This is a genomic window from Cellulosilyticum sp. ST5, from assembly GCF_046529625.1.
GTDB classification, from domain to species: Bacteria; Bacillota; Clostridia; order Lachnospirales; family Cellulosilyticaceae; genus Cellulosilyticum; species Cellulosilyticum lentocellum.
In genome coordinates this window covers 2659338-2675817 of sequence record NZ_CP132338.1, presented here as the reverse complement: position 1 = coordinate 2675817, position 16480 = coordinate 2659338, and the positions used below count along the sequence as shown (strand labels likewise).

14 protein-coding genes are annotated in these 16480 nt (G+C 33.1%); 12 read left to right on the top strand and 2 right to left on the bottom strand.

The genetic code is table 11. The annotated features are described in order from the left end of the window. Nucleotide 1 precedes the first annotated feature (1 nt). The 5 genes from QTL86_RS13220 to QTL86_RS13200 all read left to right on the top strand — a co-directional run bounded on the left by QTL86_RS13220 (nt 2) and on the right by QTL86_RS13200 (nt 5209). Nucleotides 2-544, top strand: a complete 543-nt coding sequence (locus QTL86_RS13220; protein ID WP_410495084.1) for a Gx transporter family protein — start codon at nt 2-4, stop codon at nt 542-544. Further along, entirely contained in the window at nt 544-1509 is a 966-nt protein-coding gene (locus QTL86_RS13215; protein ID WP_127065829.1) for a polyprenyl synthetase family protein, read from the top strand. The genes QTL86_RS13220 and QTL86_RS13215 overlap by 1 nt, the downstream gene beginning before the upstream one ends. A gap of 256 nt (nt 1510-1765) precedes the next feature. Continuing rightward, nucleotides 1766-2476, top strand: coding sequence for a hypothetical protein (locus QTL86_RS13210; protein WP_410495083.1), 711 nt, complete (start codon nt 1766-1768; stop codon nt 2474-2476). Between the two features lie 85 nt (nt 2477-2561). Next, nucleotides 2562-4289, top strand: coding sequence for an FUSC family protein (locus QTL86_RS13205; protein WP_410495082.1), 1728 nt, complete (start codon nt 2562-2564; stop codon nt 4287-4289). An 80-nt stretch (nt 4290-4369) separates the two neighbouring features. Next, nucleotides 4370-5209, top strand: a complete 840-nt coding sequence (locus QTL86_RS13200) for an HAD family hydrolase (protein WP_127065832.1) — start codon at nt 4370-4372, stop codon at nt 5207-5209. Nucleotides 5210-5281: 72 nt separating this feature from the next. On the opposite strand, the gene QTL86_RS13195 is transcribed toward QTL86_RS13200, so the two are convergent. Beyond that, entirely contained in the window at nt 5282-6106 is an 825-nt protein-coding gene (locus QTL86_RS13195) for a zf-HC2 domain-containing protein (protein ID WP_410495081.1), read from the bottom strand. Between the two features lie 5 nt (nt 6107-6111). Continuing rightward, a complete protein-coding gene (locus QTL86_RS13190) occupies nt 6112-6618 on the bottom strand; it encodes an RNA polymerase sigma factor (RefSeq protein ID WP_190283533.1) in 507 nt (168 codons plus the stop codon). A 272-nt stretch (nt 6619-6890) separates the two neighbouring features. Between QTL86_RS13190 and QTL86_RS13185 the strand changes: the two genes are divergently transcribed. The 7 genes from QTL86_RS13185 (at nt 6891) to QTL86_RS13155 (ending at nt 16356) form a co-directional block, all read left to right on the top strand. Continuing rightward, on the top strand, nt 6891-8492 hold the full coding sequence (locus QTL86_RS13185; protein ID WP_127065835.1) for a hypothetical protein: 1602 nt from the start codon (nt 6891-6893) through the stop codon (nt 8490-8492). Nucleotides 8493-8527: 35 nt separating this feature from the next. Further along, nucleotides 8528-8800 carry a hypothetical protein gene (locus QTL86_RS13180; RefSeq protein WP_013655938.1) on the top strand — a complete coding sequence of 91 codons (273 nt, stop codon included), beginning with the start codon at nt 8528-8530 and terminating at the stop codon, nt 8798-8800. Between the two features lie 146 nt (nt 8801-8946). Then, entirely contained in the window at nt 8947-10398 is a 1452-nt protein-coding gene (locus QTL86_RS13175; RefSeq protein ID WP_127065836.1) for a PLP-dependent aminotransferase family protein, read from the top strand. A gap of 109 nt (nt 10399-10507) precedes the next feature. After that, nucleotides 10508-10870 carry a response regulator gene (locus tag QTL86_RS13170; protein ID WP_013655940.1) on the top strand — a complete coding sequence of 121 codons (363 nt, stop codon included), beginning with the start codon at nt 10508-10510 and terminating at the stop codon, nt 10868-10870. A gap of 259 nt (nt 10871-11129) precedes the next feature. Then, complete coding sequence (gene pflB / locus QTL86_RS13165; RefSeq protein WP_410495080.1) at nt 11130-13355, top strand: formate C-acetyltransferase; 2226 nt, start codon at nt 11130-11132, stop codon at nt 13353-13355. A 409-nt stretch (nt 13356-13764) separates the two neighbouring features. Then, a complete protein-coding gene (locus QTL86_RS13160) occupies nt 13765-15252 on the top strand; it encodes a TRM11 family SAM-dependent methyltransferase (protein ID WP_410495079.1) in 1488 nt (495 codons plus the stop codon). Between the two features lie 315 nt (nt 15253-15567). Continuing rightward, nucleotides 15568-16356 (top strand): RDD family protein, encoded by a 789-nt coding sequence (locus QTL86_RS13155; RefSeq protein WP_410495078.1) that lies wholly within the window; start codon nt 15568-15570, stop codon nt 16354-16356. The last annotated feature ends 124 nt before the right edge of the window (nt 16357-16480 follow it).

The window sequence follows — 16480 nt, the reverse complement described above, 5'->3', positions numbered from 1 at the left end:
TATGCAAAAAACAAGACATTTAATTTATATGTCCCTCCTTGTAGCTCTTGCATTAGTGCTACATTTGTTTGAAAGAAATATTCCTGTTCCTTTTATGACGCCGGGTGCTAAATTAGGCTTAGCCAATTTGATTACTGTATTAGCACTTTATACCTTACCAAAGAAAAGCGATGTTATTAAAGTGATAGTTGCTAGACTTTTTCTTAGTAGTATTTTTGGCGGAAGTGTATCGGGGCTAATGTATGGTAGTATGGGTGCAGTACTTAGTTTTTTGATTATGGTAGTGATTAAGGACGGATTAAAAGAAAAAGTAAGTATTATAGGAGTAAGTGCGGCAGGTGCAGTATTCCATAATATTGGTCAGCTCTTAGTAGCGGCATTTATTGTGAGAAATATAGGCGTTATGCTATATTTGCCATTCCTGTCCTTGGCAGGAATTGTAACTGGTATTTTTGTGGGAATGGCAGCGAATTATGTAATAGGGCACATGAATAAACTTACTATATTTAGAGATATCATGGAAATAGAAAAGAGGAATCATTAATGCATAAACTCTGGGATAGTTATCCAGAAATCAAAAAAGAGCTAGAAGTAGTTATAGACCTTATGGATGAAAATGCTTATTGCAAAGATAAGGTAATTGAAAGTTCTATTAAGGATATGATTCATTCAAATGGGAAAATGATTCGACCAGGCTTTTCTATCATTGCAGCAAAGTTTGGTGAGTACGAAGAAGAGCGAACAAGGGTGTTAGCCGCAGTGATGGAGTTTTTCCATATGGCGACACTTGTACATGATGATGTGATTGACGATGCAAAGCTTCGTAGAGGAAAAGAGACGGTCCAATCAAAATATGGGAAGGACTATGCAGTTTATATTGGTGATTATCTATTTTGTATCTGCTTTAAGCTTTTAGCAAGCACGGCTTCTCTGCAAAGCATTCAAATAGATAGTAAGGCTATGTCTAGAATTTGCTTAGGAGAAGTAGAACAACTTAACTCACGTTTTGATAAAAATGTATCAGTTAAAAATTATTTAAAGCGTGTTTCAGGAAAAACAGCAGAATTATTTTCACTAAGCCTTTATATAGGAGCTGCAGAAAGTAATTGTGATAAAAAACTGAGTAGACTATTTTGGAATATCGGACATAATATAGGAATGGCTTTTCAAATTATTGATGATATCTTAGATTATGTTAGTGATACGAATACATTAGGCAAAGATAGTGCCAATGACCTTAAGGATGGGTTGTATACCTTGCCTCTCATTTATGTGTTAGAGAAACAGCCAAAGGAGCTTTTAACTATTCTAGATAAAGAAATATATGAGGATGAAGATATTGCAGCTATTTTTAAGCTGACTCATGAATTAGGCGGAATAGAGAGTGCTAGAAACTTAGCTAAAAAATATACTGATAAAGCTTATAAATTAATAGGTCAATTACCAGATAATGAATATAAAAGCATGCTCAAGGAAATGAGTAGGGAGCTTTTAGAAAGAGCATATTAATAACTGGGTAGGAATAAGTAGCATGAAAAGGTGTAGCAAGTTTTAAGTTTGCTACACCTTTTTTGTATTGAGACGAAATGATTATTCAGTGAATAATTGTAGGCATTTCAAATGACTTATTAAGGAAGAGAATCATGCCTTTACTTGAAATATGGTGTATACTAAAAAGAATAGCAAGGTTTACAAAGAATAAAATACTCACTATATACGATGAGAGCCATTTAACCATTAATAAAGAAGAGAAGGGAGCATAATAATGGATAAAGTACTTTTAACTATAGACTGGGATTATTTTATTAATGTACATAGTCAGCACTATATGTCTTATAGAGAAAATCAAGTTAACTTATTAGAAGAGTGGTATAGGCGTCATTTAATTTGCTTACAAAGAAATGAACACTTGGAGAACTTTTATAATTTGGTACCTTTTTATAGAACGTTTTGGAAGCAAGCTAAAAAAGCTTTGAAGCTAAAGAAGACGATACCTGTTATCGTAACTGAGGGGCATGAAGAAGCCTATAAGATTGCTAAAGAGTGGGATTGCACAGAAGTATATTCTTTAGATGCTCACAGTGATTTGGGCTATGGTGGTTTGGCAGCATTAGAGTTTGAAATAAACTGTGCCAATTGGTTAGGAAAGTTACTAAAGGAAAAGTATATAAATAAGGCTAATATTATTTACAGTCCCTATACGAAAGAAGATGAAGAAGATTTTAAGGAAATAATGGATGCTTATGAGGTACACTTTCTTAGTTTAGAGGAATTATTTAAAAGGAAAATAGACGTAGCAGCTATTCATATATGTCGTTCAGGACCTTGGACTCCTCCATGGTATGATGAAGCGTTAGATGAGTTTATTAAGCAAATCAGTGAATCGCCAGTATTGCAAATAGAAGTAAAGAGAAGCTGGAAACCTAAGGAACTAAACTTAGCAGACCAAATTAATTGTTTTATGGGGATTCTTTAAAAGGTAAAAAGCTCAGAGATATAGATGTAATAAGAATAAGATATGAAAAAATAACCAAACTATCCTTAAGAATATAAGGGTAGGAATGAAACTAATGATGAACTCTTTATTATCAAAAAGTAAAATAGATGTACCAGATATGCTTTTAAAAGGAACAGTGATGGTCTTAGTAACTTTTATAGCAGGATTTTTGTTTGGAAAAAGTAGTATGATGATTGCTTTTGTTATTTTATTGGGGGCAAATACTTTTGAGAAGCAAAATTTAAGGGTACAAACAGTAAGGAAGATTGCAAAACTGATTTTAATAGATACCCTGATTGTTTGTTTAGCCTTTTTAGCATCCAGAAATAGGTGGTGGGGAATACCTATTAATATGGCTACTTTGTTTGTTATTACTTATTATTTTGTTTCACCCTATGATCAAATGGCATATAAAACCTTTATCATGCTTTATGTGTTTTCACAGTATAATACTATAGAACTTAGTGCATTACCTAGTAGGTTATTATTAGTCGTATTTGTCTTAGTAGTTATGTTGGGAACTACTTTAATTAAACAGAACAAGAATAAGGCACTTTTAGATCCCAATATCGGTAAGGCTTGGGAAGTAATTAATGAACAACTAAAGTGTATTCTAGAAGGACATTATGATGAAGCACTTAGTTCTACTTGCAATAAGTATATGAATGAAGTAGCACATAGCATTTATTTAACAGGCTATAGGCGATATTTAACCACTTATGTAGGAAAGATACAGTTTCAATTCTATATGAATATTAGCTATTTTAATGTTCTCTTAGTGCAGCTATCATGTGAGTATCAAAGAGGGTGCTTTGACAAAAAGGCATTGCAGGAACTTATAGGTATTACAGAAGTTATTGATAGCTATTTTAAAAGACAAATAACACGAACAAAAGTGATTAGAATTTTATGGCGCTTTTTAGAAGAACATAGCGTAGCTAATGGATTTGAAGAAGAAATAGTAGATATGATTTATGGGATTTATAGCAATTTCGTTGAGCTAAATATTTTAGATTATAAGACAAGAGATAAACTTTATTATAATTGGCAGAGGTCTAATCTAGAGCATGTACAAATGAGTATAAAAACCATTTGCAACCCTAAGAGTATAAGCTTTAATTTTGCTATGCGTATGTCTTTTATTTTATCTGTAAGTCTATCTTTAGCAGATTTATTAGGCTTTTATAAAATCATTTGGGTGGTTATTCCCATTATTTCTATTACAGCACCTTACTATGAGGATACTATTAGGAAGAAGAAGGATAGGATAAAAAGTAATGTATTAGCAGCTATTATTGTAGGCATAGTCATTAATGTCATAGGAACCTGGTGGATTAATTTAGTACTTTTAATAGGTGGCTATTATTTGATCTATGCTTTTAATGACTATTATCGCATCTCATTCTTTTTAACTATTGTCTCCATGAGTTTATCGGCATTTAGTAGTGGGGTTAATGTCCTAGTTTTTTACCGAATCATTTATGTGATAATAGGTGCCACTGTAGCAGAGTTAAGTGCTAGGCTGGTGCCTTATAAAATAGAGGATGGTATTAAGGAGTTAATCAAGGAAATTGACAAGCTTAATGCTGTACTAGAACAGCAAGGTATTGCTAGTTTAGAAGGAAAAGAAAACAAGCATTATATAAGAGATACGATTATTCATTCTGCAGTTTTATGCCAAAAGCTTTCTATGAAAAATGAAAGTTACAAAGACCCTAAAGTAGCAACCATTATTAATGTTAATACAGAATTTGCTATAAGGCTGGGCCATAAGCTTTTAAGGAACACTTAGATGTAAGAAAAGAAAAGTGGAGTAGGCAGAAGAGAAGGGATAAGCTATAATAGGCTTATAGAGAGAAGGGAAGGTGCATCATGAATAAAAAAGCCATTTTTTTAGATATAGATGGAACACTTGTTAATCATCATGGGAAAATACCAGACTCAGCTAGAGAAGCTATTGCAGCAGCAAGAAAAAACGGACATGTTATTTTTGTGTGTACAGGACGCTCTAGAGCTGAGATACCTGAAGAAATTTTTAAAATGAATCTAGATGGCATTATAGGAGCAGCAGGTGGTTATGTAGAATTAGAAGGAAAAGCTATTCATGAAGTTTATATTCCTAAGGAAGAAGTCACACATATTGTGAACTTTTTTGAGGCCAACCATATTGAATTTTATTTAGAGGCCACTAGTCAGGTTTATTCCAGTAAAGGTGGAAAAGCCTATTTGATGGCGATGATGAATGCTAATATCGCCCGTTATCCAGATGCTAAAGAAGATCTTGAAAGAAATATGCTTTCTTTTATTGCACATATGCAAGATGAGGGAGATATCATAAGAGAAGATATTAATAAAGTCACTTTTATGGGAGCTCAATTGTCTTTAAAAGAAGTGCAAGAAGAGTTTAAAGAGAACTTCGTAGCTATTCCAGGGTCTTATGGACGAGAAGGAGAACTATGCGGTGAACTTATGCTAAAAGAAGTGCATAAAGCAACAGGAATAGAGATTGTACTCAAAGCGCTAGGTATTGAGCAGAAGGATACTTATGCTTATGGGGATAGTTATAATGATATAGAGATGCTACAATATGTAGCTTGTGGTGTGGCAATGTCAAATGGTGCAGAGGCTCTAAAGAAGGTGGCGGATGATATCACAGATTCTCCTGATGAGGATGGTTTATATAAAAGCTTTAAGAAATATGGATTAATTTAAGTAAGAAAATGCTGGACAGCCACAAATGGTACATTGATGTGGCCGTTCAGCATTTTTATTGTTGGAGTAATTTTATAACCTTTTATTTTTTAAAATGCACCAAAGGATAATGGTTATGACAAAGCCAATCCAGTAAACAATACCTGTCTGTAAGCACAATAACGTGTATCCTTCTATACTAGACAGGGTTTTTAAAATTCGATAAAATCCTATAGACATACATATAAGGCTAATCGAATGAGAACACAAAAAATAGTAAGCAAAAGATTTTTTTAAAATTTGGAGAGCTCCATAGAAAAAGACTACAGCTCCAATGCCTATACCAATATATAAAAATCTAGCTACAAATGGTCCTATTTCATACGCCTGTAACCCAAAAGGGTAAGTATGGTTATTTACCCATGAATAAGAAAGGTACATAATTAAAATGACTATTATTGCCGTGGTTAATACTAGTATCTGACCGAGCCATAAATCCCAGTTTCTTTGTCTGCTTTTTTCAAACCTTCTATAGCATAAAAAACCACCGGTTAAAATAACTAATGGAAGCACCACATAAGATAACTTTACGCTTGTATGAATATTTCCGATGTTATTCCACGCAATCATAAGTAATAATGCAGTAATACATACGAATACAATGAGGCTAATGACTGATTTTCGATCGCAATTTTTTCTAATCTTACCCAGATATCTCAAATCACTTTTATTCTTCTCTTCATTATCCATCTGCAGGTTTTCGGGTAGGAGGATCTCCTGTTTCATATCTGAATAAAGTTTTTTGCACCTTTCACATTCAATAAAATGTTCTTGAATATCCTTAGAGGTATTTTCATTAGTTAGATTTTCAATATAGGAAGGCATTAAATCCTCAACAATATAACAATTTAATTTCATGACTTTTAGCTCCTTTCCATTTCTTTGATGTATTCTTGTAGCTTTCGCTTGGCTCTAAAGAAATTAGTTCTAGCCCATGTTTCACTTTTTCCTAGTAATTCCCCAATCTCTGCAAAACTTAGTTCGGATGTAATTCGGAGGATGACAACCTCTTTCATGTCGTTTGGTAATTTTTGCAGCATGTGATAAAAAGTGTTTTTTTCCTCTTTTAGAATATAAGTCTTTAATGGATCAAATAAGTTTATATTGGTCAAAGGTATTGCGATCTCTTCTATGGAGTATAAATCCTTTTTTTTACGCAAGTACTGTAGCCACACATGCCTAGCAATTTGACATAGCCAAGTAGATGCTTTACATTCTCCACGAAAATGGGCATAGGATAAAAATGCTTGGTAAAAGGTTTCTTGCGTTAATTCTTCTGCGAGTTCATGGCTTCCTGCCATTCGAAAAAGGAAGAGGTAAACCATTTTGCTATGCCTTTCGTAGAGTTTATTCATATCATCATTTTGCAATACATCACCTTCTTTCCGAAACATGTTTCTATTTCATTAGTGTAATTTTTTTTCGATTCGTGACAATTTATTTTTCGGCTTTTTATTAAAAAGAGGTCAACTTACTTGTTTGTTGAACATGAGATTCTTTTAAAGGTATTAATTAAGAAGACAATTAATAAATATGATAAAATACTTATAATAATACGTGATCAAGGGTGGAAATATTCTATCTATTCCGATATAATGTAAAGGTATGTGATATACATATAATGATTTAAGGGGGAACGAAGTTGGAAGAAAATAATCAAAATGAAGTAATGAGCACAAAAAATAGTGAAAAGGGTAATAAGAAGATTATAGTACTCATTGCATGTATTGTGGGAGTATTAGCAATAACAGTAGGTTTATTAGCTATGGGTGGTTTAGGAAATAATGGTTCTAAAGTTAAATTGAGAACGTTAAAGGGCACACCACAAGAAATAGTACATACAGCGCTTCTTAATACACAAGACAAGTTAGCTAGTGAGATGACATTACTTGAAGAAAGAAATGGTGGCAAGGTTTTAGCTGATATTTTAAAATCAGAAGCGGCTGATATGAACTTTAATGTAAAAATTAAAGGTGTAAGCGGCATGGAAAATGAGAGCATTATTAATGCCGTTGTAAAAGATTTAGCTGTTCAAGGTGATTTAGCTTATACTAAAGACGGGAAGTACTGGAATGCTGATTTAAAAGCAAAGCAAGGTGATTTAGAATTGGTTGGTGCGACGCTTTATAAAGCTGACCAAGAATTAGGAATTGATATTCCTAAAGTACTAGGAAATCCATATGCTATTAAATTAGATACTTTATTTGAAGACTTACAAAACTCACCGATGTATGCACTAGGGGGCGGAGAAAGTATTGATGAAGCACAAATAGAAGAAGTTAAAGAAATGTTTACTGCCATAGGTGACTATTTTAATGGCATTTTAGGCATGGCAGATAATAAAGAGTATATTGACAAGGTTAATAAATTATATGAAGATACCATTAAAGGCTTGGATATAGAAAAGCTTAATGAAAAAGTAGAAGGCTACGATGTTTATGAGGTTACTGTAACTGGTGAGCAAATGGCCAATTTTAATAAAGAACAAATGGCTATTATCATGGAACTAGATTTTGCTGACCGCCTATTTAATTTAGTAGCAAAATACTCAGGTGTTACTCAAGAAGAATTATTAGAACAAATAGCACAAGGCAGTACATATGGTGATGTAGATGTAAAATTTGAACTTCATGTAGATGATTATTTTATTCGATCAGGAGTGTGCACTATTATTGATAATGCATATGATGAAGAGATGATAAGTGTTGAATTTAATTTGGGTGATAAAGAAAATTTACTTAATGAGATTGGCTTTTCGTTTGGAGTAAATGATGAGGCTCAAGTAGAAGTGGCATTTAATAATAATTTGGGTGAAAAAGGTAGTGTATTCGAACAAGCTTTCAAAGTAAGCATTACATCTGATGGAGAAACAGGTTTTATTAGCTATAATACGTCTTATGATTCAAAAGCTAAGGATAATAACTTTGAAGTTAACTTCGAAGCAACACTTCCTTACACAGGGTCAGCTACTATAGCAGGAAAAGGAACCAAAGTAGTAAGTGCAAAAGAAATATCTACTACTATAGATGAATTAACTTGTAAAGTAAGTGATGATTACAGTAATGAAATGCAAGTTAATCTTGCAGTAGAATATGGTGCAAAGGCTATTAAAGCAAAAGATGTTAAGTTTGAAAGTAAAGAAGAAGTAAAATATGTTTTGGAACTTACTACAGCAGAATTAATGGCTATAGCTCAAAGTATACAAAATAATATTCAATCAATAGGATCAGCTTTCTTACAATAAAATGATATAAAATAGACGTAAAAGGAGGATAAGGAATGAATGTAGAATCTCGTATGGATGAATTTGAAAAAGTGTCACACAAGACTACTAAGCAAGATGTTAAAGAACGTATGGGTGAATTTGATCCAGTAGATAAAGTACAAAAGCAACTTACGAAAGAAAAATCTAGCACATTACCTTATAGCCTCAAACGCTACAAAACTTGTCCTCACTGTGGGGAGTTCATGGAAATTCATGAGCTAAAAGAAACAGAAGCGACTTATATTTGCAAAAGCTGTGAACAAAGAACGACTATAAAAATAAAATAATAAAAACATCCTCTTATTTGAAGTATTAAAGATAAGAGGATGTTTTACTATCTACCTCTATAGGCAATGTTGAGTATGAAAAGGATGTATGATAAAGTGAATATATTGGATACGTTTAGTAACTTAAACAGCAAGGAGGAGTAAATTTGATTTTTTCTACACTAATACTTAATCAAGATACCCCTATTTATGAGCAAATAGAAAAACATATAGAAAAAGCGGTAAAAGCAGGAGCATTAATTAAGGATAGTAAATTACCCTCTACCAGAGAAGCTAGTAGTGTACTGGGGATTAGTAGAAATACAGTTTTAACAGCTTATGAAAACTTAGAGAGCAGAGGCATCATTTATAGTATTAAGGGAAAAGGCTCTTTTGTAAAAGAAGAAGCTAAAAATGATTGGCAAGAAGTGAACATAAAGTGGAAACAGCGGATTAATAGCTATGGTCAAACATGTGAACAAATGGATATTATTAAAACAGAACCCCGCTATGAAAAAGGAATGATTTCTTTTAAAAGTATTGCACCAGAAGGAAATTTATTCGATGTAGAAGAGTTTAAAAGAGCGTTCTTAGATGTTATGGCTCTAGAGGGAGAAAAACTACTTAATTATGGCTACGCAAAAGGTTATAGAGATTTAATAGAGTATTTAATGAACTATATGGTAGGTAAAGGTGTAGACGGGAACAAAAAAGATATTTTAATAACCAATGGCTTTACGGAAGGGCTAGATCTTATTTTAAGTACGTACACTCAGGCAGGAGATGTTATTTTATGTGAAAGTCCAACTCATCATACAACGTTAAAAATGATGAAGGCTTATGGTTTGCAGGTAGTAGGGGTACCTATGGATGAACAAGGCATATTACCAGAGGCTTTAGAGAATGCTATACTTAAATATAAGCCTAAGTGGGTATATCTAACACCTTCCTATCAAAATCCCACAGGAATTGTAATGAGCGGAGAAAGAAGGCGAATTGTTTATGGTATATTAAGTGACTATCATACGCCTTGTATAGAAGATGGGTTTAACGAAGAACTTTTATATTCTAGTTCGCATATTATGCCACTTATGGCACTGACCGGTGAAAGTAATCATATTATTTATATAGGAAGTCTTTCTAAAATACTATTTCCTGGATTAAGGTTGGGTTGGATTATGGCAGACTCAGCCTGCATTGATACTTTGGAAAGTGTAAAGAGGGCAAAAACGATTCATACTTCCTTCGTAGATCAAGCTGTTTTTGTGCAATATATGAAAAGTGGTGCCTTTGAACGCTATGTAAAAAAAGCAAAAAAATATTATCGAGAAAAATATTTATATACAGTAGAGCAAATCAAAGAATATATACCTTATGAGAAGCTTTGGGGAGAGGGAGGACTTCATATTTTTATTGAGTTAAATCATAAGATAGATACGAGGGAACTACTAAAGCAGTGCTATAGGAGAGGAGTACTATTTATGCCAGGTGATATTTTTGAACCTAGTATGAAAGTAACTTCTAGTCTTCGTATAGGATTTGCAAGGCTGAAGAAAGAAGAGATTTCTAAAGGGTTAAAAATAATAGGTGAAGAGATAAGTAAGAATATTATTCCGTGATATAGGAAATTATGGTATAATCTTAAAGTAAAGTATAAAACTAAAGAAATCGACTTATTATTACGAAATAAGAAGAAAGATTAAAGACTAGATATATGAGGTGAAACAAATGGCAGGAAGAATATTGGTGGTAGATGATGCAGCATTCATGAGAATGATGTTAAAAGATATCTTAACAAAGAATGGGTTTGAAGTAGCTGGTGAAGCAGAAAATGGTCTAAGAGCAATTGAACGTTATAAAGAAGTATCCCCGGACTTAGTATTAATGGATATTACAATGCCTGAATTAGATGGGATTGGTGCTGTAAAGCAAATTAAAGCTGAAGATCCAAATGCCAAAATTATTATGTGCTCAGCTATGGGACAACAAGCAATGGTACTAGAGTCTATTCAAGCAGGAGCCAGAGACTTTATTGTTAAGCCTTTTCAAGCCGATAGAATAGTAGAAGCAATTAATAAATGCTTAAAATGATAGATGGATATAGTAAGTGAGATGTTACCCAAAGGGGTAACATTTTTTTTGTTTAAATACAAATAAGTTTAGACTCTAATAGAAAACTTAAATTATTAAAAAATATTTACTGTAAAATAATAATTATTATTTACAAAACGAAATTCATATAGTATAATGAATTCAAGTTAGAAGTGTATACAGTATACAAAGTCAAAATTCACTAATCAAAGGGGGTGTAGTAAGGGTAGAGCACAAAGCATCTACTTTTACAGCGCATATGACACATTGGAGAAACTTTAAATCAGGCAAATGGGAAAACGAAATTAATGTAAGAGATTTCATCGTTAACAACTATACAGAATATACAGGTGACGATAGTTTCTTAGCTGGTCCTACACAAGACACATTAGATCTTTGGAGTGAACTTAGCGAACTTATGGTAAAAGAAAGAGAAAGAGGTTGTTTTGCAGATACTAAAACAGTAGCAACAATCACTTCTCACGCAGCAGGTTATATTGATAAAGATAAAGAAAAAATCGTTGGTCTTCAAACAGATGCACCACTTGTAAGAAGCTGTCATCCATTTGGTGGGATGAGAGTTGTAGAAAATGCTTTAAAAGCATACGATTATGAAGTAGATCCAGAAATGAAAGAAATCTTTACAAAATACAGAAAAACACATAACCAAGGTGTATTCGATGTATATAACAAAGATATTCGTACAGCACGTAAAGTAGGCGTTGTAACAGGTCTTCCAGATGCTTACGGTCGTGGACGTATTATTGGTGACTACAGAAGAGTTGCTCTTTACGGAATCGATAAATTAATCGAATTCAAAATGAAAGATAAAGAAGAACGTTCTAAAGTATTTACAGCAGAGACAATGAGAGACTGTGAAGAATTAGCAGAACAAATCAAAGCCTTAAATGAACTTAAAGAATTAGGTCAAATGTATGGTTTTGATTTAGCTAGACCAGCTGAGAATTTCCAAGAAGCAACACAGTGGTTATATCTTGCATACCTTGCAGCAACTAAAGAACAAGATGGTGCAGCTATGTCAATCGGACGTACATCTACATTTCTTGATATTTATGCAGAAAGAGATTTACAAGAAGGTAAACTTACAGAACAAGAAGTTCAAGAAATCATTGACCAATTTATCATGAAACTTCGTATCATCAGATTCCTTAGAACTCCAGAATACAACGAATTATTCTCAGGAGACCCAACATGGGTAACAGAATCACTTGGTGGTATGTTAGAAGATATGAGTGCTTCACTTGTAACTAAAAATAGTTTCCGTTACCTTCACACACTTTACAACATTGGACCAGCTCCAGAACCAAACTTAACAGTACTTTGGAGTGAACATTTCCCACAAGGTTACAAAAACTTCTGTGCAAAAGTATCTATTGATACATCAGCTATTCAATATGAAAGTGATGACCTTATGAGACCACAATTTGGTGATGACTACGGTATTGCTTGTTGTGTATCTCCAATGAGAATCGGTAAACAAATGCAATTCTTTGGTGCTCGTGCTAACCTTGCTAAAGCTGTACTTTATGCAATCAATGGTGGGGTAGATGAAAAAACTGGTATCAAAGTAGTACCAGGTATTGAACCAATGACTGGTGATGAATATCTTGACTACGATAAAGTAATGAAAAACTACCAAATCACTAAAGCATGGGTTGCTAAGGTTTATACAGATGCTCTTAACATTATTCACTTCATGCATGATAAGTATGCTTATGAAAGAATTGAAATGGCACTTCATGATACAGATATCTTAAGAACAATGGCATGTGGTATTGCAGGTCTTGCAGTAGCAACAGACTCATTATCAGCTATTAAATATGCTAAAGTTAAACCTATTAGAAATGAAGAAGGTATTGCAATTGACTTCGAAATCCAAGGAGAATACCCAGCATACGGAAACAACGATGATAAGGTAGACTCAATTGCTGTATCATTAGTAGAGGACTTTATGCAAGAAATCAGAAAACACACACCATATAGAAACTCTGTATACACACAATCTGTTCTTACAATTACATCAAACGTTGTATATGGTAAGAAAACAGGAGCAACACCAGACGGACGTCAAGCTGGTGTACCATTCTCACCAGGTGCAAACCCAATGAATGGTAGAGAAACAAAAGGTGTTCTTGCAGCATGTGCTTCAGTTGCTAAATTACCATTCGAACATGCTAATGATGGTATTTCATATACATTCTCATTAGTACCATCAACACTTGGTAATAACGAAACAGATCGTATTACAAACATGGTAGGTATTCTTGATGGCTACTTTGGCCAAACAGGACAACACATCAATGTAAACGTTCTTAATAAAGAAGTATTACTTGATGCAATGGATCACCCAGAAAAATACCCACAACTTACAATTCGTGTATCAGGATATGCTGTAAACTTTATTAAGCTTACAAAAGAACAACAATTAGATGTTATCAGCCGTACCTTCCACGAAAGAATGTAGTAGTAGATAAACAAAACCATTCCAAACCATTAACAAATCCTCTTAGTTAAATAAAAACGCAAGCTCCTAGAACTAGGGCTTGCGTTTTTTAATATATTTAGGTGAATGTAATATAGTGGGTAGTTCTAATAGCATGTACTTCCTTAAATATTTTATAAAATATTAGTAATTAAAATACTCCATAGTAGAAACAGCTTGTTTTGACGTAAGCTAGAGGGAGCAATGTATGTAATTCAATTTTACAAGTAGGAATAATGCTTTGAAAATAACATTAATGCAAATAATATATTTAAGATACTGTTTGGGTAGGTAATAAAAGGCGTTTATCTAAAGGTAGGAGTTGCGAAAAGAGTTAAAAGGTGATAGTGTAAATTGAGCAACTATAACACATGAGTCATAAGGAGAAAATATGCTTAGAGCAATTTATGAAAATATACAAGGTGGACACGAGGTTAGAAAAAATCTTATAGAACTTAAAAAGCTATTAAAAGAAGAAAGTAATCGTATGGCTTTTATTTATTATTTAGCAGGTAGTTATACACTTTTATACAAGTTGTTAGAAGATGAAGACGCTAAAGTGCGTAAAAATACAGCCTTAATTATGGGAGAATTAGCAGTACCTGAATTTGTTGATAAGCTTTTTGAAGCCTATATAAAGGAAGATAAGCTTTTTGTTAAAGGAGACTATCTAGTGGCACTAAGTCATTTAGATTATCGTCATTTGCTTGAAGAATTGAAGGAACGTTTAAGCTTTTTAACAACTAGTAACTTTGAAGAAACAAGTATGAAGCATATTCATGAAGAAATGAAGATACTTACTAATATGATTTTAGATATAGAAAGACCTGAAGGGCATACTTTCATGGGATATGATGAATTATCGGATTTGGTTTTACTCACTAATAGAGATCACCAAGATATTACTTTAGAACAAATTCACCAAGGCAACAAAAGGATTTTTAATGCAGGGGTATTAGTACGAACAAAAGATCTAAAAGAAATATTAAGTATTCGAACTTATTCAGAATTACTTTTTCGATTAAAAGATGTAGCCACTGTTGTAAATGACCCAACAGAAGCGGCAATGGCTATATATAAAGGTGGTTTATTAGCATTTTTAACTAAAAGACATACAGGAGAATTGCCTTATTATTTTAGATTAGAGATAAAAACTAAAATGCCTCTAGATAAGAAAAGTGCTTTTGCCAAAAAATTGGCTTTCGAGTTAGAAAAAGCATCAGATAGAGCATTAATTAATTCTACCTCAAATTATGAAGTGGAAATTAGGTTAGTTGAAAATAAAGAAGGGCAGTTTAATGTACTTCTTAAGCTTTATACCATTAAAGATGAACGTTTTGAATATAGAAAGCATGCAGTAGCAGCTAGTATTCAGCCAGTAACGGCAGCCCTTGTAGCTAAAATTTCTGAGCCATATTTAAAAGAAGGGGCACAGGTATTAGACCCATTCTGTGGAGTAGGCACAATGCTGATAGAACGTCATAAGTTAGTTCCAGCAAATCCAATGTATGGTATTGATTTATTTGGAGAAGCCATAGATAAGGCAATTATTAATGCCAAAAGAGCAGAGGCCGTTATTAACTTTATAAATCGTGATTTCTTTGACTTTACACATAACTATTTATTTGATGAAATCTTTACCAATATGCCAACTCGTGGAGGCAGAAAATCTGAGCAAGAAATGGTAATGCTATATCATGAGTTTTTTAATAAGGCATTGCGGGTATTAAAGAATGAAGCTGTAATAATTATGTATACAAGAGATAAGAGTTTAGTATTGAAAGAAGTAAGTAGTAGAAGTCAATGTACAGTGCTTGAAGAATATGCCATCTCTAAGAAAGAAGATGCTTATCTTTACATTATAGGGATTAATCAATAAAGCCTGGGTATATCATAGTAATTATGCAGAGTTTAGAATTACTAAGATGGAGTAGTATTTAAAATAAATATAAGGGTAAGGTAGTATGAAAGATAATTTCCATAAGGCCTTACCCTGTTTTATGTACCAATGACTAGAAGTGGATAGCTTTGTGTACTAGGAATATCAATTAATAAAATACGTATTATATTAATTGAATAATTTGATTGATATAAAATACATAATATAATATAAAAAATAGTTAAAACATGGTAAAATAATCTAATAACGAATAAAGCAGTATAAACAGATTAATACTTATAGGGGAGATTAGAAATGAAATGTGAATATTGTGGGAGAACATGCTTACCAGGGGAAGTGACATGTGGAGGATGTGGGGCACCCATAGAAAATCCAATACCAGTACCAGAGGTTAGACAAACTCAAGGTTCAAATATAGAAGTGAATGTAGGTGGCATTAATATTAAGATTAATGGACCCACAAGTACTACTACAGGAGGCACAGCGACTGCAACAACCTCGGCCGATACAGTTCATTCTAGGCCAAATTCTGCAATAAATGATATACAAAATACCAGGGCTAATCCTATACCACCAGTAGGATATGAAACAAGAAGGCAGAGAAAACAAAGGGAAGTAGCTGAACGTTACAGATTACAAAGGGAGCAAGAAGAATTAAGAAAAAGCCAAGCAATGGAAGCATCACAAGACTTAAAGTATGTTCGTGGTATTTTTGCGGGCTTTTTCTCTAGAACAATAGCTTTTGGGATTGATTTTATTGTATTAGCTATTTTGTGGGGGATAATTGGAGAACCTATAGAGAAAATATTTAATAGAGACGTTCTAGCATTAATGATGAGCATCTACTTTGTTGGTCTTGAAGTATTTGCTAAAGGGGCTACACTTGGAAAGCGAGCGATGAAAATACGTGTTGTTAATGCAAAGGGAGAAAGTATTACTTTACTTCAAGGTATCTTAAGATGTTTTTCCAAGCTTTTATCATTAGCCTTTTTCTTTATAGGTTTTATAATGATTGGACTTTCTGCGCAAAAGCAAGGGTTACATGATTGCATTGCTAATACTTATGTGATTAAAGACCGTTAGTGTTTTTTTAGTTATTTAGCAAAAGCTTCCTTTGGGATTTATTTTATTCATCAGACTGTTATTATTACTATTGGTTATTATGTATTACCTCTCGTGCCATATAGAAGTGTGCAAAGTTTAGTGA

Coding starts and splice junctions, on each gene's coding strand:
- QTL86_RS13220 (WP_410495084.1), top strand. CDS start 2: ATGCAAAAAACAAGACATTTAATTTATATGTCCCTCCTTGTAGCTCTT.
- QTL86_RS13215 (WP_127065829.1), top strand. CDS start 544: ATGCATAAACTCTGGGATAGTTATCCAGAAATCAAAAAAGAGCTAGAA.
- QTL86_RS13210 (WP_410495083.1), top strand. CDS start 1,766: ATGGATAAAGTACTTTTAACTATAGACTGGGATTATTTTATTAATGTA.
- QTL86_RS13205 (WP_410495082.1), top strand. CDS start 2,562: ATGAAACTAATGATGAACTCTTTATTATCAAAAAGTAAAATAGATGTA.
- QTL86_RS13200 (WP_127065832.1), top strand. CDS start 4,370: ATGAATAAAAAAGCCATTTTTTTAGATATAGATGGAACACTTGTTAAT.
- QTL86_RS13195 (WP_410495081.1), bottom strand. CDS start 6,106: ATGAAATTAAATTGTTATATTGTTGAGGATTTAATGCCTTCCTATATT.
- QTL86_RS13180 (WP_013655938.1), top strand. CDS start 8,528: ATGAATGTAGAATCTCGTATGGATGAATTTGAAAAAGTGTCACACAAG.
- QTL86_RS13170 (WP_013655940.1), top strand. CDS start 10,508: ATGGCAGGAAGAATATTGGTGGTAGATGATGCAGCATTCATGAGAATG.
- pflB (WP_410495080.1), top strand. CDS start 11,130: ATGACACATTGGAGAAACTTTAAATCAGGCAAATGGGAAAACGAAATT.
- QTL86_RS13160 (WP_410495079.1), top strand. CDS start 13,765: ATGCTTAGAGCAATTTATGAAAATATACAAGGTGGACACGAGGTTAGA.
- QTL86_RS13155 (WP_410495078.1), top strand. CDS start 15,568: ATGAAATGTGAATATTGTGGGAGAACATGCTTACCAGGGGAAGTGACA.